This is a genomic window from Paraburkholderia fungorum (assembly GCF_900099835.1).
Classification (GTDB): domain Bacteria; phylum Pseudomonadota; class Gammaproteobacteria; order Burkholderiales; family Burkholderiaceae; genus Paraburkholderia; species Paraburkholderia fungorum_A.
This window is the reverse complement of sequence record NZ_FNKP01000003.1, coordinates 780,792-798,421: the sequence shown is the minus strand read 5'-3', so window position 1 is coordinate 798,421 and position 17,630 is coordinate 780,792. Positions and strand designations below refer to the sequence as shown.

The window sequence follows — 17,630 nt, the reverse complement described above, 5'->3', positions numbered from 1 at the left end:
GCCGACTCATTCGCACTGCCGTGCCGCCAGTTTCAAAGCCTCACTGAGGCAGTCAACTTTGACCGCGCCGTCCACGCGACAGAGCATCCACGCCGAATCGCACTTGCCGATCAATTTCATATTCCGGGCGACCACATAGTTGGCAAACACCTGCGCAACGGAATCGAAAGATCTGCAAAGGAAATCCCGCCCCGCGTCGCGATATAACGCGCATCTTCGCAACCTGGGACACGCCGGGTGGCGCAGACGCGGACCAACATACGCTAGTGCAAGTAGAAATTCGCAATCATTGGCACGCACGCCGCAGACCCTCGCGCTACTTAGGTTCAGCTACTCGCCGCACCAACGGTCATTGCCGGTCTGCAAAGATTTCCAGCGCACCGTTCTGCGTTTGCGGACGCTCGCCCACCAGCAACTCGCTGAGAGCGCGACCGGCGCGGAGCGGCCCTTAAGGGCGTGATAACTTATAGGCCACGTCTCACCGAACCGAACCGAACCGGAGTCAGAAGCGAGCGGCGGAGTCGGTCACGAAGACGATCTAGGTGTGCTTGCCAATTCGCGGGAAGCCAATTCCGCGTTCGATTCATTGACTATGCTGATCTGCCAGACAACGGCGCATGGCCGAACCCAGGCGCGGTCGCAACGACCAGGTCAGCCACAGCCATCCCCGTAATTCATCTGGCTCCACACGTCCGCCCGATTCCCCTCAATCAGACTTCCCCCGATAAAGCGTTCGCTCGGCTTCTCAGTCGACGATATGAACTGCAATCCTAATCAATTGGACATCTTCCATAAGATGTTTCGTCAAAGACGCGCGTCGACAGAATGAGAGCCTGAAGGCATTGCCAATGAGGCAACCCGCACCTTCATCCGTGAGCGAATTATCGGCCCACATGTTTATCAGGCACGCTCGGACTTTGCAAATGCCATGGTGCCTCCTTCATGGACAAAGACAGCGATAACCTCAGTTAGCAGTCACGCCCACGCAAACCACAAACCGGCCGAATCCCAGGTCTCCCCAAAAACTGCCCCTCGCAATCACCAGGCCACCAACCCGAGCACGCAACCCCACTGCACTCACCGCCCACACCCCACCGCCCCATCTTCCTTCGCCACTTCCGCAATATCCTCATGCAAAATCCGCCGAATTTCCCGGATGGCCTGCGGCGTCTCCTGCACGCTATGTCCCGAGACGATCACCATTTCAGATCGTGCGTCGGCGAGATGCGCGCTCCGATACGGCACCACACCATCGTCGGAATCTTCAAGCGGGCCCGTTTCCCTACGCCTCGCGATAATCGAGTGGAAGCAGACTTCGGGGCTGATCGGCAACTGCGCAGTCGCCTGAATCAGCGGATCGCTCTCACGCAACTGCTCGATACTGTTAGGCACATGGAACGTCTGCCGCTCCTTGTCCCCGCTTTCAATGTTGGTCGCGCTCTGCATCACTTCTTCGAATTCGTGCAGCAGCGCAAGCGGCAGGCGCACCAGGTTCGCCGCCCAGCGAGCGATGCGATTGCTCGCGAACGGCGTGCCGCGGTGAGGCGCGGCAATGAAAATCGCCCGCTCGACCTGCGGCATCGGCGAAAAGCGTAGCAGCCGGTTCAGCCGTTCATCCTCGCGGTCTAACTCGGCGCCCTCGGGTAAATACTTGTCCTGGAACGTGGTCCATAGTTCTTCATCGGATGTCGAAACCAACAGCCTCGCGATAACGCCGCCCATGCTGTGTCCGATCAACACCATGCCGTGCGATGCCGTCGACGTGCCGTCCGGGTCGAAGTGTTGCAAGGTCTGCCGCGCGGCTCTGCGAATTCGCGCGAGACTAACGAGAATCGGCACGTTGGTCGGGTAATAAACCTGCCACACCTGAAAATGCTGACGAAGCACATCGTCGCCTTGAATGTCGTTCGCGACATTGACCCACGCCTCGGGACTGCTCGCCAGCCCGTGCAGCATCAGAATGATGCGTCGATCGGGATCGAATGGCTGCATCATATAAATGCGCGGAGTATCAATGCCGCGTGCGCGGCCAAACAGCGTGCGTAACGACTGTCCGGCAAAACCCGAGCGCGCGAGCCAGATCCCGTAACCCGCACTAAAGTTGGCCGCTAGCGGCACGGTCTGGTCATGCCGCTGAACACTTGCTTCGCGATAGGGGTCGTAGACCGCCAGAATCACATCACGTGTGTCGCGCAATTCTTCCAGCGTCTCGACGTTGAACAGAAACAGCGCGGTGACGTTCGGCGATGGCATTTCACGAAAGACCGGGGCCGACGTGGGACGTCCCGATGTCCCGGTAGTTGTCGTGCCGCTCGTGGAATCCTCTGCGGCTTCGGTCGCGCTGGCCGCGTCGTCGGCATGACCCGGTTCGGCGCGTTCGGCTGGCGAGGGAGTGTTCATCACCGCGACCAGCTCCGCGCCCAAACCGTCGCGGCGATAAATACTGCGCAGTCCTGCAAAAGAAAGCCTTGATGCCGGTATAACTTCGCGTGGTTCGCGCACACCTTCAGGCAATCGAAACCGGCTTAAGTCGATGTGAATTGTCCAGTTTCCTATCACCTGCTTGGCGGGGTCCCGATTGTCCGCGTCGGTGCCGACCGCGCCTCGGCGGAATAGGGCAGTCGCGAGTTCCTGCGCCGCGTAGTTGTAATAGTCACGCACCTGCGTCTGCCGATCTTCGAACGCACGTTCACCCGCCGTGCGCTGCCCGTAGAAGAGATAGGCATAAGCGTATCTGACCGTTCTCAGCCAGAGATCGAATTGGGCGTCACTCCAGGACGCGTTGTTGGCCGGCGTTTGAGCCATCGCCATCTGAAGCGAAAGCTCGGCCAGGCTGGCAAGACGCTGGTCGATATTGATACCCGGAACGGTCGCGATCGAATCGATGCACGCTTGCGGGTTTTGTTGACATGCGCCTTCATCGAGCGCCGCGATGCGCAACGTGTCGCGAGTCGCCGCGCTCAACCGACCCGTGGAAAGAATATCGCCGCGTCGCATGGCGATGTATTGCTGGGGGCCGAGCGAGCTGACGGTCACCATCGCGCACCCGGAGAGGAGGCTGGCGACCAGTAGGGCGAACGTAAGGCGCCACGGCATACGCAGTGACCGAGTGCGCGCCATTGTCAATTCGCCCACGCCATGCACCTGGGTATCTCCAGATTGCCGATCCGTTTAACTATACAAACGATTCGCGTTGATGATAGCTGCGCAGCACACCGACTTCTCGAACGATTGCGTCGAAGCATTGGGGCGATTACCTCATCTGCGTGGTTGACGGGACCGCTTGCGCGAGTCAGTTGAGCCGCGCTACCCATGTGCGCAGACATAGGAAATTGGAGGATACGCTGCAATGTGGCTTCACTGACCCAACCTCCGGTCGACCAGAAAGACCACCACGGTGACAGCAGTCTATTCGCCCTATGCGACCTCAGCAGGGGAAACTATATCTGCTTCATCGCAGAGCGCTTTGCGCGTTGTTACTCTCGCGCGAGAAACGCAGTTGGCGAAGCGCTCACGCATGAACCATGAAGTTGATGAAGCTGGGGATGCCTGATCGATATCACGGTCTTCGCTTGTACATAGATGGCGAGAATTAACATTTTCACACGACCGAAAAAACGGCACATCGACGTCTGCAGTCATGATATGAAGCTGAAAACAACCCGCCTTGATGTCCCCTTACAGTCCGTCCATTCAGCTATTTTCTTTTGACATGATCGGAGACTGAAGATCGGTATCCTGATCATGATAGAAAATGAGCGTGTGAATTTCCGGCCTCAATTTGTCAAATGTCGCGCCGCGCGCTAATTATTTGCATAAGGCAATCAAGCAATTGACGGACTTAGTATCGATCGGCCATCATGCATCGTAGCGGGTGCGCTGCATGATCGCCAGAACGTACGGTGCCCCGAGCACAGCGCAGGCAATCGTGCAATATGGGTGAGGGCAATGACGTGCTCATGACATTGTTTGTACGTGCCACGCGCAAACATTCAGGATTCGCTCGCAGAAAATGCATGATGTGCTTACCGTTAGCGAAGCGGAGCAATTGGATCAGTGCCGGGATTGGCAACGCCATACTTCGCTCGGTTCCGCACTTGTAGTTAAGCGCTTGACAATGAATTGTTTGGGAACTTAAATACTTTGTCAGGTAGCCTGAAAATCATGAACGGGTGTCCCGCGTTATGCGCAGACAATTCGCAAGAGATTTCGTTGGCCAGTTACCTTCGTTTATCTTTCGCCGGTGCTACGGGGCAGGCTGGCGCATCGACTGGAACACTCAGGTTCTGGTCATTGTCTTCCACCCCAAATGGCTCACCCTCGCGGTCGCATGGTCGGCGGTCCGGCCATCATTTTCGTTGTCGCGACGGGCAGGATTAAATTTTCAATCCGAGGTGCGGACATGAACGATATCAAGCAGGGTAAAGCAGCCCTCGATAGCCCGAACACAACACACTCGCACATCTCGCCAAGCAAGGAGGAGGTCGATGCCGCGACCATCGCGAGTGTCGACTGTCGCCACGCCGGACACTCTCATTGCGGCTGAACCTTCACTTTGTGTCGCCTACCTGAAATGCACGGTTTTAGATCGTCGCAAAAGGTCGGCAGGTTTCGTCATATCGCTCATAAGCGTAGTGGGTTAACCATACGAGAGGCCTGAATGACCGCTCACGAAAGCCGCCCCGCAGTGCGGTCCTGTGTGCTGCACGAGGTAGAGCGGCCGGTACGCCGGTCGCGAATAGTCATCGTTCTGGCACTCGCCGCATTGAGTGCATGCGGGCGACAACAGGAAGTCGCAACCGATACCGGGCCGCGTATGGTGCAGTTGGTGCCTGTCACGCAGGAAGGGGCCAACGAGTTGCGCGAGTTCACCGGCCGCGTCGAGCAGACCAGCATTTCGCCGCTGGCTTTCGAGGTGTCCGGGCGCGTCGTCCAGATTGCCGTGCTCGACGGCGGCCGCGTGCGCAAAGGTCAACTGATCGCGCGAATCGATCCCGAGCCTTATGAACTGGTGGTGCGCCGCGCCGAAGCGCAATACACGCAACTCGCCGACGACCTCAAGCGCAAGGCCGTACTGCATAACGAAAACATCCTGTCGGGCGGCGCCTTCGATCAGCTGAAGGCTGCGGTGGACGTCGCCGGAGTGCAGCGCGATCTGGCGCGTCGCGATTTACGCAATACCCGCCTGATCGCGCCGTTCGATGGGCGGATTGCACGACGCACCATTGAAACCCAGCAGATGGTGCAGGCCGGTGCACCTGTATTCAACCTGGAGAACGCGGAGCGAATCGAGATCGGCGTGGAGCTGCCGCAAAGTATCGCCGAAAGCTTGCCGCTCAATAACACCCTGCACGCGGAAGCGTGGACGCCGGACCGCCCCGACAACGTGTTCCCGCTGGTTTATCGCGAGCATTCGACACAGAGTTCGCCCATCTCGAGTTCTTACCGGTTGTTGTTCAGTGTCAAACAGCCCACGCAGCTTTCGCTGCTGCCGGGCATGGCGATGCGCGTGCGCATCGGCGCAACCCAGGCGCCCACGACGAACCTCGCCCTGTCGGTGCCGGTCGCCGCGCTTTCCGTCACGCCCGACGGCAAGCACAGGATATGGCGTTACGACCCCGGATCGAGCAAGGTCCACGCGGTGCCGGTCGATCTGCGCGAGATTCGCGACAACTCGGCCATCGTGGCAGGCGACCTGCATGTCGGCGACAAGGTAGTGGGGGGCGGCTCGCAGTTCGTCGCCGAAGGGCAGGCGGTGCGGCCACTGGATGAGAATCAATGAACCTCGCGCGCCCTCTTATCGAGAAGCCGTTGATCGCGTGGGTGATCACGCTCGTGTCGCTATTCGGCGGACTGTTCGCGTATATCAACATCGGGCGGCTCGAAGATCCGAAGTTCACGATCAAGACGGCCGTGGTCGTCACGTTCTATCCCGGCGCCAGCGCGAAGGAAGTCGAGAACGAAGTGACCGACCGGCTCGAAAGCTCGATCCAGCAGATGGAGCAGGTCGACTTTCTGCGTTCGCGCTCGATGCCCGGTTACTCGGAAGTTCGTGTACAGATTCGCGACCGCTACACCTCCGCCGATTTGCCGCAAGTGTGGGACGAACTGCGCCGCCAGGTCGGCGACGTGCAAGCGCGGCTACCTCCCGGCGCAGGTCCAACGGTCGTTCTCGACAAGTTCGGCGATGTCTACGGGATGTTTTACGCGATCACCGGCAAGGGCTATACGCAGGCGCAGCTTTTTGAATACGCGCGCGAATTGCGCAAGCAATTGCTGACGATGCCCGATGTCGCCGATATCGTGATCGCCGGAAATCAGCAGGAACAGATTACGGTCGAGGCCGATCAGGCGAAACTGGTCGCCAACAATCTTTCCACCGACGACCTCGCGCAAACACTCGCGCTGCAAAACGAAATCCGCCCGGCGGGACGCGAGCGCGTCGGCGATCTGCTGTTGCGGGTTGCGCCAACCGGTACATTGGATTCGCTTGACGCAGTTCGCTCAGTGCCCGTGGGTTCGACCGCAGGTCCGGTTCTACTCGGCGATCTGGGTAATGTGTCGTATGGCTACGCGAGGATTCCAAATAATCTGATTCGTTATAACGGCGAGCCCGCGCTCACCATCGGCATCAGCGCGCGGTCACGCGTAAACGTCGTGAAAGTGGGCGAGGAAGTGAAGGCGCGAATGCGCGAGCTTGAGCGCAGTCGTCCGCTCGGCATGGAACTGCATGTGCTTTACGATCAGCCGGAGGCCGTCGATGCGGCCGTCAAAGGCTTCGTGTTCGACGTGATGCTGGCGGTGGTCATTGTCGGCGTTGCGCTCGGTATCGGACTCGGCTGGCGCGCAGGTGTCGTGCTCGGCGTCGAACTCTTCCTGACGATTCTCGGCACCCTGTTCGTGATGTACGCCGCCGGCATCGAGTTACAGCGAATCTCGCTCGGCGCGTTGATCATCGTGATGGGGATGCTGACCGACAATACGATTGTCGTGTGTGAAGGCATGCTGGTTCGCGTGCAGAAGGGCATGTCGCATATCGATGCCGCCAACGAAGTGCTGCAGCAGGGGCAGTGGATTCTGCTGGCATCGACCGTGGTTGGCATTCTGGCATTTTCGGGCATTGGTCTTTCACCGGACGCGGTCGGCGAATTCTGCGCGTCACTGTTCGCGGTTGCGGCGATATCGCTGCTATTTAGCTGGGTGATCGCCATCGGCCTGACGCCGCTGTTTGGTTCGTACCTGTTTAAAGCCGATGAAGGCGACCAACCCGATCCGTTCGAGTCACGGCTGTATCGCAAGTATCGGGGTCTTTTGAACTGGGTAGCGGGCCGCCGGGTGCCGGTGGTGATTTCGCTGGCGGTGCTCACCGGCGTATGCATGTGGGGATTTCGTTTCGTTGAGCAAAGCTTCTTTCCCAATTCGACCACGCCTATCTTTTATGTAGACATGCGCTTGCCACTCGGCTCCGACATTCGCGCGGTCGCCGAAAAGACGCGTGGCGCGGAAAAATTCCTGCTTGCGCAAAATGGCGTGGCGAACGTCGGCACTTATATCGGCGGTGGCGCGACGCGCTTCTTCCTTGTCTACGACCCTGAAACGCGCGACCCGCGATACGCGCAATTCATCGTCACGGTGAAGGATCAGCGCGATATCGACACGATGATTCCCACCGTGACCGAGCAACTCGAGAAACGTTTTCCCAATGCGAGCTGGACGGTGATACGACCAAGCTTCGGCCCCGGCGGTAGCACGCCGATTCAGGCGCGCTTCATGGGCTCCGATCCTGGCGTGTTACGTGGTTTGAGTCGTCAGGCGCAGGCGATTCTGCACAACGATGGCGGCATGATATCGATCCGCGACGACTGGGAAACGCCTATCAACGTCGTGCGGCCGATATTCGACGAGTCACGCGCGCGCTCTGCCGGTGTTACGCGTCGGCAGGTGAACGACGTACTCGCGTATGGGACAGAAGGCCTCACGGCCGGCATCTTCCGCGAGCACGACCAGTTGCTGCCGATCGTACTGCGCGCACCCGATAGCGAGCAAGGCATGGAGCGCCTGCTCACGATGCAGGTTTTCAGCGCCGGGCAACGCCGTTATGTTCCGCTCGGCGACGTGCTCGACGGCGTCTCGCCGCAGACGGAAGAAGCCAACATCTCGCGCAACGATCGCATTCGAACGATCACCGTATCCGCTGGCGTCACGTATGGCAGCAACAGCGTGGCCGCGTTCAATCGCGTGCGGCACGATATCGAATCGATTCCGCTGCCGCCCGGTTACAGCTTCGAGTGGGGCGGTGAACACGAATCGTCGACCATCGCGCAGGAAAGTTTGTTCCGCCAGTTGCCGATGGGGTTCATCGGCATGATCCTGCTGGTGCTGTTCATGTTCGGCCGGCTCAAGCCTGCGCTGGTGGTGCTGCTTGTCGTGCCGATGTCGATCTGCGGCGTGACGGTCGGCCTGCTGCTGTTCCGTGGCGCGTTCGGCTTCATGGCGCTGCTCGGCCTGCTCAGTCTCATCGGCATGATGATCAAGAATGGCGTGGTGCTGGTTGAAGAGATCGACGGCCAGATTTCATCGGGCGTGCCGCGAATGCAGGCGGTCATTTTCGGCTCGATGAGTCGTCTGCGCCCGGTTGCGCTCGCTGCGGGCACGACGATTCTCGGGATGGTGCCGCTGTTATGGGACCCGTTCTTCAAAGACATGGCAATCACGATGATGGCAGGTCTCGCGTTCGCGACGGTCCTGACCATGGTTGCCGTTCCAGCGCTTTACGTGCTGCTCTTCTCGATCAAGAGCAACGAGTGGGAAGAGGGCCAACAAGCCGGGGATCAACATGGCAAGCCTTGATAACCGGAACCGCTCAGTGCCGCCTACCGCTTTTCGTTCGATCTTGCGTGCCACTTGCCATGCGTCGCTGGCTTCGCTGTTCGTCGCGATCGTATCGGGTTGCTCCGGTTCGCTGAGATTGGATTCGCCGAAGACGCTGCCGCAGAATTTCAACGAAGGCTTGTCGGCGGCAACGGACACGCACGCATCGCTAACCGACGAACAACTCGCCACGTGGTGGATGCAATTCAACGACCCGGCGTTGACGCAGTTGATCGAAACGGCGATCAGGAACAACTACGACATTGCCATTGCCGCGGCGCGGGTTGATCAGGCGCGCGCGGGCATACGTCTCGCTCGCTCGCAATTGTTGCCGTCGGTGGGCGTGGGTGCGCAGGCCGCGTCATATCACGGCGGAGAAACGGCGCTGGAGTTTCAGGAGTTTCTCGGCATCAACGATCTCGATGCGCAATTCTGGCGAATCGGTCTTCAGACCCAATGGGAGATCGACGTGTTCGGACGCGGACGTGCACGTCTTGCGGCAGCGCGAGCCTCGACGCTTGCAGCAGCCGGTGATGCGGAGGCCGTGCGGCTTGGTGTGATCGGTGGAGTGGCCGATCTTTATATGACGTATCGCGGGCTGTTGCAACAGCGGGAACTGCTTGCGCAAAGCCGTCAGATCGCCGCTGACTTCGTCACGATTGCCGAGCACAGTTTCAAGGCGGGCGTGGTGTTGAGCACGGATATCGATGTCGCAAGCGCAGGGCTCGCGCAAGTCGAGGCGCGTCAACAGGATGTCGAGACCGCTATCGCTGCTTCGCAGCTTGGGCTCGAAAATCTATGCGGCGTCCAGCCCGGTGAACTGACTACGACGTTGAGTTCGGCCAGCGGTTTGCCGAAGCCTTTACCGGATATCGTTCCCGGACAACCTGTCGATCTGTTGATGCGGCGACCCGATCTGATCGCCGCGCGAGACCGCCTGTTCGCAAGCGTGAAGCAATCGGATGCGGCGCGTCTGAATTACTGGCCGACCTTCTCGTTGAGCGCGCTGCTCGCACGCAATGGTTGGGAGATCGCTGGACAGGGGCTGGGGCCGAGTACGTTCTGGCTGTTCGGCGCAGCCGCCGCCATGCCGTTGATCGATTTCGGCGCGCGCGAATCGCAGGTGGAGTCATCGGATGCGCAGGCGCAACAGGCGCTCCGTGCGTATGAGAAAGCGGCATCCGGTGCACTATTCGATGTCGAGCAGGCATTGTCGAGATTGAAGCGCCAGGAGCAATTGCAGCAGGCACGCAATGAAGAGGTCGCACGTCGCGGCGAAGTGCTGCGAAAAACCACGCGTCAGTTCACGGTAGGCGACGTGGGGCGTCTGGATATCGACCAGGCGCGTATCGCGTTGCTCGAAAGCCAGGCGACGCTGGTGCGGGAGCAGGTCGGGCAGTTGCAGGCGCAGGTCGCCTTGTTCCGTGCGATGGGCGGCGGCTGGCAGCCGGCAACGTCTGCCGTTAGCGCATCGCCGCCGTATCCGATGCCGCCTGTTAGTCAGTAGGTGAGTCGCGCGCGACTCGTCAAACGGCATTTCCCCTCTCACGAAAAAAGCGCTGCTGCCGGAATGTCACAGCAGCAGCGCTTTTTTTGAATCTCATCGACAGAACAGTCGCGCTTCGCTGACAGCATCAACCCGCAACACTGCCAGCGGCAAGCTATTCACATTATTGCGGAGCCGATGCGCTCATCGCCGCCGTCGCACGCGCACGCGATTGCGATACCGACTTGTCGCGTTCGGCTTTAGCCTGAGCTTGCTGCTGCTTCGCCTGCTGCCTGGTCTTTGCATTCGCCGCGCGCTGCTTCTGATTGGCGCTGCGAACCTCCATCCGCTTCTGGACAATCGGGTCGCTGTGAGTGGCGCTGGCCATGGCCGGTGCATCGGCTGCGGGTTGCTGTGCAATTGCTGCGCCCGAGGTCAGGACGCTGAATACCACCAATGCAGTGGCGAATTTGAAAGTAGTGCGTGCCATCATTTGTGCTCCATTAACCAACATGATTAAACAATGTAAAACACCTTCCGAATTCACGCCATTCGTGGACCCCGGGTCTTCCTTTTGAGTCGACCTTCCTCGTGTCGTCGAATTCTCTTTGGCAACTTTGAGGTGCGTTGCTTTAATCATTGACCTGATTAGTACCAAGGGGGAAGCGTGCCATGCACCAGGGCTAACCCTTTGAAAATAGATGGCGTGCAAAATCTCTGTAGTCGTCCACAATGATTTCATGGCTTTGCGTCTGTCATGTGTCGGTGGTGCAATCCGTCTCGCGGGCACAAATCACCTGACCCCATAGCGAAGTTATCCTATGATGACAACAAGGCGTAAAGTGAAAAAACGACAAACGAGACCACCTGCGGCATTGTCGCCATCGGCGAAAGTTGATGGCACGTAGGTGCAGCGAACTCCGGCTTCCAACGAAATAAAACATACTGATGTCCGGCCGGAATTTCTCGCACACAACGGCCCGGTGTTCCAGTCATCAAGCCGACGCGTCAGTCACTTCTGAAAGCAATCTGCTTCCCTGAATGGTGAACAATGTCATCTCAAGTCGAGACAAAACTATCGCTGCCTGCATTGACCGCAATGGTCGTCGGATCGATGGTCGGTGCGGGAATCTTCTCGTTGCCGCGTAATTTTGCGCGCGCTACGGGACCGCTCGGCGCGATCATCGCGTGGTGTGTGGCGGGCATCGGCATGTATGCGTTGGCGCGGGTTTTTCAGGCGCTGGCCGAGCGACGCCCCGAACTCGACGCAGGCGTGTTCGCCTACGCGAGAGAAGGCTTCGGCGATTACGCAGGTTTCCTCTCCGCATTTGGCTACTGGATGGCGGGATGCTTCGGCAACGTGTCTTACTGGGTGTTGATCAAATCGACACTCGGCGCATTCGTCCCCGCATTCGGCGACGGCAATACCGCGACAGCGATCGCCGTGTCGTCTGTCGGCATCTGGCTATTTCATCTGGTGATGTTGCGAGGCGTGCAATCGGCCACGCTGATCAACACAATCGTAACCGTCGCGAAGGTGATTCCGATCATCCTGTTCATCGGCATCCTGATCGTGCTATTCCGCTTCGATATGTTTCATGCGAACTTCTGGGAGAGCGGCGAAAACGCGCTTCCGGCAAGCCTGTTTTCGCAGATTCGTTCGACGATGCTGATTACCGTATTCGTGTTCGTCGGCATTGAAGGTGCGAGCGTTTATTCCCGCTATGCAAAACAGCGCTCGCACGTCGGCGCGGCGACGATCACCGGTTTTATCGCCGTTTTGTGTCTGCTGGTGCTGGTCACGCTGTTGCCGTATGCGGTGCTCCCGCGCGCGGATATCGCCGTGATGCGTCAGCCTTCGATGGCTGCCGTATTGGGTGCGCTGCTCGGTCCGTTCGGCACGGTCTTTATCGGCGGCGGTCTGATCGTTTCGATTCTCGGTGCGTATCTCGCGTGGTCGCTGATCTGCGCCGAGGTGTTATTCGCCGCTGCGCGCACCGGCACGATGCCGACAATATTCTCGCGTCAGAACGAGCGCAAATTGCCGGTGGCCGCAATCTGGTTGACCAGTAGCGTGGTGCAGCTATTCGTCATCAGCACGTATTGGTCGAACGACGCGTTTTCGTTGATGTTGAATCTCACCAGTTCAATGGCGCTGATTCCCTATTTTCTGGTAGCTGCATTCGGCATCAAGGCTGCGCGTCGCGATATCGAAAAAGGTATCGAGCCGCAACGTGCATTACGCCGCGACTACCTGATCGCCGCGTTTGCGACGCTTTACACGGTGTTCCTGCTATTCGCAGGCGGAGCCAAATTTCTGATGATGTCGGCGTTGCTCTACGCGCCGGGCAGCATGTTGTTTATTCTGGCAAGGCGCGAGCGTGGCCTGGCCGTTTTCACGAAGGCTGAGTGGATCATATTCGTCGTTGCTGTCTGCGGCGCGCTTTCAGCGCTGATCGGTTTGGTCAGCGGCGCGATTGTGGTCTGAGTTCATCGTAGAGCGGCGATTTATCGCAAAGCGCCGCCACCGAATCCTGTGCTTGCGAAATAGAGCACAAGGAAATAGCCGAATACATAGAGCGCGTAAGTTTGCGCATTGCCGGTGTACACGAGGCGTATTTTCGCCGCTGCCGCGAGTGCGCCGTGTGAAACGCCGCGCCAGAAGATCTGCGCAATCGGCGGCAATGCGCGACCGAATATCGGCCGATAGAAGCTGAAAAAGCCCGACAGGCTTTCGGCCTGGCGGCGTCGGCTGCGATAGAACAGCACGACGATAGCGAACAGTACGGCGACCACGGCGAGCACCACAAGCACGACAGGTGTCGGGTTCCAGAATCCGTAAATGCTTTCGAGCGACATCCCTCCCCATACCAGTGTCGAAGCGAACTGCGGGTCGATTGCCGCCGACACCGGTTCGATCAGTAGCTTCGGGAAAAACGAAAGAATCACGATGCCGATCACCAGGACGAATTGCGGCAAAAGCAGCAGAAGCGGTGCTTCGACGACATCGGCTTGTTCCGCGCGGCGCGGCCCGAAAAAAAGTCCGCCGACAATCCGCGCCATATAAAGAAAGCCGACGAACGTTGCGAGCACGCCGCACACGGCGAGTCCGTACCAGCCCTTGTCGGTCATCGCGCTCAGCAGCAGCCACTTTCCGCCGAAACCCATCAGCGGCGGCAAGCCCGACATCGACACAATCGCGATCAGCACCGTCGCGAACGTGAACGGCATGGCGCGCGCGAGTCCACCGGTTTCCGCGAAGTTGCGGGTACCCGTGCGCATGATGATCCCGGCGAGCGCGAGAAACAGAATGCCCTTCACCAGCATGTGATTCGCAACCAGATAAAGCGCCGTGACCCAGCCGAGATGACTCATCAACGCAATCGCGGTGACGATGTAGCCAAGCTGACTCATGCTCGAAAACGCGAGCAGTCGCTTGAAGTCGTTTTGTCTGACCGCCATCAGCGCGCCTGCAATGGTGGTGAGCATGCCAATCCACGCCATCACGTGCGCCAGTTCCAGTCCGACTTCCGAGCGTATCGTCAGATACGTGCAGATCAGCAACCCGAACATCGACACCTTGCTGACTACTGCCGATAGCATCGCGGTCACGTCGTCTTCGGCTTCGGTGTACGCGCCGGGCAGCCACACATGCACGCCGATTGCGCCCGCCTTGATCAGAAAACCCGCTGCCAGCAGCACAAACGCGCGGCTTGCGTCCGGTCCCGACCGGATCAGCGCGGAGAGCTGGATGCTGCCGTCGAGCGCCGCGACTTCCGCGAAACCGGCAAGCAGGCAGAACGCGGACAGCAGCGAAAACAGCAGGAAGGTCAGTACATGTGGTCCAGCATTCCTGCATTTTGCGATCAGGAAACACGATGACAGCGTGACGATTTCCCAGCTATAGAAAAATTCGAGCGTGGTCGTCGCACGCAGCAACGCGGGGATCGAAAGCAGAAGAACCACGAGCATCGGATAAAAGCCTGCGCGAATATCGTCGCGATAGAGACTGGCCGCCGCGATCACGAAGCTCCCCGCCAGCAAAAGCCATGCGAAAAGTCCGGCGATGCCGTGCGCGTCCGACGCGAGCCATGAGCCCACGAGTGCGAGCACGATCAACGTCAAGATGCCTTTCAGGCGGCCCGGCAAACGGTCCGCTGCGTAGAACAGCGCACCGGCTATCAGCGGAGAAAAGAGCCATAGCGATCCCGCGCCCGAGAACGACGCGGCGGCGTAACCAGCCGCAATCAGAAGGGCCGCGACACAAAAGAGCGGGAATAGCGCAACCAGATCGGGACCGGCTTTCACCTCGTCATCCGATGGACGCAGTGCGCGCACGAACCAGTGAAACATGTAGGCGGCTTCGAGCAGCGAGCCGGTCAGAATCAGCGCGATCCAATAGGGCTTGCCGGCAATGGTCAACTGCATTACGAGTTCCCACTTCGCCCAAAAAGCGGGGAAGGGCGGTAGCCCGGCAATCGCTACGAGAAAGAGCCCGAGCAGCCCGATCAGCAACGGACTGCGCGACAGGATCGCGAACGCGTCGTCGCCGTGTCGTTTCAATATGCCGACGAGCCAGAACAGTCCCGCCTTCGCGAACAGGTGATTGATGAACAGACCGCCGACCACCAGTGGAATCGAAGCTTCCGCGCCGACTTGCCGAAGCAGTGAGAGCGCGAGCATCAAAAGTCCCATCTGTCCAATCGACGAATAGCCGAGTACACGTTGAGGCTTCGTCTGTTTAAGTGCGAGCAGATTTGAAAACAGGAAGGTCAACCCGCCCGAGATCGCGATCAGACCGAGTTGACCTTCGAACAAAGGCAGCAACTTGAGCAACGCGAAAAACACGCCCGCGGATACGCCGACCGACACCATCGCCGCGATGCCGCTCGGCGCGGTTTCGTAGACGTCGAGTCCCCAGCCGTTCGCCGGAAACGGCTTGAGCTCGATGACAAGGCAGGCGAAAACGAGCAGTACGGCAGTGACCGCAATCGGTCCGTTGAGTTGGGCGCGGACCGCGATCAGGTCGTCGATGTTCAGCGTGCCGCTCACGTAATAGAGCAGCACCGCGCCGAGCAGGAAGAAGGTCGACGCAATGACCGTTGCGATGATGTACTTGAACGCCGCCGATAACGCGGCCGGTGTGCGATCCAGTCCGAGCAGGCCGTACGTAGCAATCGAGACGATCTCGAGAAACACGAAGAGATTGAACAGATCGCGGGTCATCACCATGCCGTCGATGCCCATCACGAGAATCAGATACAGCAGCAACGCCGCGTAATTGCCACGCAGACGGTCCCACAGATGCAGCGCGCCAAGCAGCGCCACCATGTTCACGCTGAACGCGAAGAAGCCTTCCCAGATGCCGAAGCGCAGATTGATCGACGCAGGCGGCAGTGCGCCCGCCGTGAGGACTTCGATGGTGTCGCCGCCTTCGATCAGTCCGAAAAACGACACGCCGCTGACCAGCACGATTCCGCCGAGTGCGACGAAGAATCCGCCCGTCAGCCACGGCTTGCCGAGCCGGTACAGCAGCGGCATCACGAAGCCGCCACCCAGCCCGAGAATGAAGATGTTCAGCGGATGAAACAGCCCGGCTACCATTTCGACTCGGAGAACGCGTCGATGGAAAGCGTCTTTTTGGCCGCGTAAAGGCGAATCGCGAACGACAGCATCACGGCCGTTACCGACAGTCCGATCACGATCGCGGTCACCACGAGCGCGGACGGAATCGGATCGATCGCGCGCCGCGCGGCGTCCGCTTTGCTCAAGGCCGAGTCGATGATCGGCGCGGTGCCGCCGGTGATATAGCCGGTCGCGACCATCACGATATGCAACCCCGTGTCGATCACCGCGAAGCCGATGATGATGCGCAAAATGTTGCGCTGGGTCAGCATTCCCCATAGACCGATCAACGAGAGACAGAAGCCCGTGATCAGAAGGATGGTCGAAACCGGTAGGCCCGTGGTCATGCGCTGTTCTCCTTCGTCAGCTTCTGAACCGGTCGAGGATGACACTCAGCTCCGCGCCTACTTTGACGCCGAGCAATGCCGAGATCAACGGAATGGCGCCCGCACTGAAAAACGCGCCGAACTGGCCGCGCGGCAGAAAGCGTGCATCGAGAAAGCCGCCTGCCAGCACCAGCCCGAGAATGCCGATCAACACATAGATCACGCCCGCGAACGATTCGACGATGCTCAGCAACGCGACGTTCAGCGTGGCGCCGGGTCGCGCGAGCAGCATCAGCATTACGCCCGATGCTACGATTGCGCCGCCCTGAAAGCCGCCTCCCGCCGACAGATGCCCGTTCACGATCACATACGCGCCGAAGGTCAGGATCATGGGCAGCAATACCTGTGTGCCAGTTCTGACAATCTCGCCGGCTTTGCGGCGCGGGCTGTCTTCGTCCGCCGATTCAGCCGTTGTGCTTTCTTCTTTCAACAGCAGGCCGACGCTCGCCGCAACCATGAACAGCACGGCGACTTCACCCAGCGTATCGAAGCCGCGATACGTGATCAGAATGCCGGTGACGATGTTCGGTGCGCCGAGATCGATTGGCCCCCGTACGACGTAGTATTCGGCCAGCGGCCGCAGCGCCTGCAACTCCTGATAGCCGCCGACAATGCGCCAGAACACCACGGCGAACAGCGCGACGACCAGCAGCGCGAAGACGCGGCGCATCATGCCTGCTTCTCCCCGGCGCCGCGCTCTTCTTCGTCGACCAGCGCATCGGTCATCGTGGTCGATGCCATCGGAGTACGAATCAACCATGCCGCACGCGACAACGCATGCGACGACACCGGATTGGTCACCAGCACGAAATACGCGACGAGGATCAGCTGGAAGGTCCAGCCCGGGTGATAGAACGCAAGGCCGATCAGCACCAGCATGTTACCGAGCGTCGACGCCTTGGTGCCGGCCTGGATGCGCGTATAGGCATCGGGCATGCGCAACAGGCCGAGACCGGCCGAGAACAGAAAGATCGCGCCCGCCAGAATAAATACACTGCCGATCAGCTCGATCATGCGTTAGCCCCTCTCGTAACCGGTTTTGCGGATTGCGTAGAGAAAGATGAAGGTAGCGAGTCCCGACCCGATCGCGGCCTCGGCCATTGCAACGTCGGGTGCGGCGAGCAGCAGAAACGCGACTGCTGCAAACAGGCTCGCCAGTCCCGAACTGACCATCGCCGCCATGATGTTTTTCAGGCACACCGCCAATATTCCGCTGACGAGGATACTGGCGCACATCAGCAGAAGCAGGAGTTTCAACACGG

The 17,630-nt window shown here is 59.3% G+C and carries 11 protein-coding genes; 4 read left to right on the top strand and 7 right to left on the bottom strand.

Annotation, left to right across the window (positions count from 1 at the left end):
- Positions 1-1,077: 1,077 nt before the first annotated feature.
- Positions 1,078-3,096: an esterase/lipase family protein gene (locus BLS41_RS32825; RefSeq protein ID WP_143026439.1), complete on the bottom strand. Its 2,019-nt coding sequence runs from the start codon at positions 3,094-3,096 to the stop codon at positions 1,078-1,080.
- A 1,564-nt stretch (positions 3,097-4,660) separates the two neighbouring features.
- Here BLS41_RS32825 and BLS41_RS32815 point away from each other — a divergent pair.
- From BLS41_RS32815 to BLS41_RS32805, 3 genes are read left to right on the top strand one after another with little or no spacing between them, the layout of a single operon-like run.
- A complete protein-coding gene (locus BLS41_RS32815; protein WP_143026438.1) occupies positions 4,661-5,782 on the top strand; it encodes an efflux RND transporter periplasmic adaptor subunit in 1,122 nt (373 codons plus the stop codon).
- Positions 5,779-8,850, top strand: a complete 3,072-nt coding sequence (locus tag BLS41_RS32810; RefSeq protein ID WP_074771913.1) for an efflux RND transporter permease subunit — start codon at positions 5,779-5,781, stop codon at positions 8,848-8,850. Before BLS41_RS32815 ends, BLS41_RS32810 begins: the two co-directional genes overlap by 4 nt.
- Complete coding sequence (locus BLS41_RS32805) at positions 8,837-10,378, top strand: efflux transporter outer membrane subunit (RefSeq protein WP_253189864.1); 1,542 nt, start codon at positions 8,837-8,839, stop codon at positions 10,376-10,378. Before BLS41_RS32810 ends, BLS41_RS32805 begins: the two co-directional genes overlap by 14 nt.
- Before the next feature lie 163 nt (positions 10,379-10,541).
- Here BLS41_RS32805 and BLS41_RS32800 read toward each other — a convergent pair whose 3' ends face one another.
- Positions 10,542-10,847: a hypothetical protein gene (locus BLS41_RS32800; RefSeq protein WP_074773321.1), complete on the bottom strand. Its 306-nt coding sequence runs from the start codon at positions 10,845-10,847 to the stop codon at positions 10,542-10,544.
- A 561-nt stretch (positions 10,848-11,408) separates the two neighbouring features.
- On the opposite strand from BLS41_RS32800, the gene BLS41_RS32795 reads away from it, so the two are divergent.
- On the top strand, positions 11,409-12,845 hold the full coding sequence (locus BLS41_RS32795) for a basic amino acid/polyamine antiporter (protein WP_074771911.1): 1,437 nt from the start codon (positions 11,409-11,411) through the stop codon (positions 12,843-12,845).
- 20 nt (positions 12,846-12,865) lie between these two features.
- Here BLS41_RS32795 and BLS41_RS32790 read toward each other — a convergent pair whose 3' ends face one another.
- The 5 genes from BLS41_RS32790 to BLS41_RS32770 are packed head-to-tail and all read right to left on the bottom strand — an operon-like array spanning position 12,866 to position 17,628.
- On the bottom strand, positions 12,866-15,961 hold the full coding sequence (locus BLS41_RS32790) for a complex I subunit 5 family protein (protein ID WP_074771909.1): 3,096 nt from the start codon (positions 15,959-15,961) through the stop codon (positions 12,866-12,868).
- Entirely contained in the window at positions 15,955-16,329 is a 375-nt protein-coding gene (locus BLS41_RS32785) for a sodium:proton antiporter (protein ID WP_074771907.1), read from the bottom strand. The genes BLS41_RS32790 and BLS41_RS32785 overlap by 7 nt, the downstream gene beginning before the upstream one ends.
- A gap of 16 nt (positions 16,330-16,345) precedes the next feature.
- Positions 16,346-17,041 (bottom strand): Na(+)/H(+) antiporter subunit B, encoded by a 696-nt coding sequence (locus BLS41_RS32780; protein ID WP_074771905.1) that lies wholly within the window; start codon positions 17,039-17,041, stop codon positions 16,346-16,348.
- Positions 17,038-17,382, bottom strand: coding sequence for a monovalent cation/H(+) antiporter subunit G (mnhG, locus tag BLS41_RS32775; RefSeq protein ID WP_074771902.1), 345 nt, complete (start codon positions 17,380-17,382; stop codon positions 17,038-17,040). Before mnhG ends, BLS41_RS32780 begins: the two co-directional genes overlap by 4 nt.
- 3 nt (positions 17,383-17,385) lie before the next feature.
- Positions 17,386-17,628: a hydrogenase subunit MbhD domain-containing protein gene (locus tag BLS41_RS32770; protein WP_074773318.1), complete on the bottom strand. Its 243-nt coding sequence runs from the start codon at positions 17,626-17,628 to the stop codon at positions 17,386-17,388.
- Between the last annotated feature and the right edge of the window lie 2 nt (positions 17,629-17,630).

Excerpts from the sequence above, each read along its gene's own strand:
- BLS41_RS32780 (WP_074771905.1), bottom strand. The coding sequence starts at position 17,041 with ATGATGCGCCGCGTCTTCGCGCTGCTGGTCGTCGCGCTGTTCGCCGTG.
- BLS41_RS32815 (WP_143026438.1), top strand. The coding sequence starts at position 4,661 with ATGACCGCTCACGAAAGCCGCCCCGCAGTGCGGTCCTGTGTGCTGCAC.
- BLS41_RS32800 (WP_074773321.1), bottom strand. The coding sequence starts at position 10,847 with ATGGCACGCACTACTTTCAAATTCGCCACTGCATTGGTGGTATTCAGC.
- BLS41_RS32825 (WP_143026439.1), bottom strand. The coding sequence starts at position 3,096 with ATGCCGTGGCGCCTTACGTTCGCCCTACTGGTCGCCAGCCTCCTCTCC.
- mnhG (WP_074771902.1), bottom strand. The coding sequence starts at position 17,382 with ATGATCGAGCTGATCGGCAGTGTATTTATTCTGGCGGGCGCGATCTTT.
- BLS41_RS32785 (WP_074771907.1), bottom strand. The coding sequence starts at position 16,329 with ATGACCACGGGCCTACCGGTTTCGACCATCCTTCTGATCACGGGCTTC.
- BLS41_RS32790 (WP_074771909.1), bottom strand. The coding sequence starts at position 15,961 with ATGGTAGCCGGGCTGTTTCATCCGCTGAACATCTTCATTCTCGGGCTG.
- BLS41_RS32805 (WP_253189864.1), top strand. The coding sequence starts at position 8,837 with ATGGCAAGCCTTGATAACCGGAACCGCTCAGTGCCGCCTACCGCTTTT.
- BLS41_RS32795 (WP_074771911.1), top strand. The coding sequence starts at position 11,409 with ATGTCATCTCAAGTCGAGACAAAACTATCGCTGCCTGCATTGACCGCA.
- BLS41_RS32810 (WP_074771913.1), top strand. The coding sequence starts at position 5,779 with ATGAACCTCGCGCGCCCTCTTATCGAGAAGCCGTTGATCGCGTGGGTG.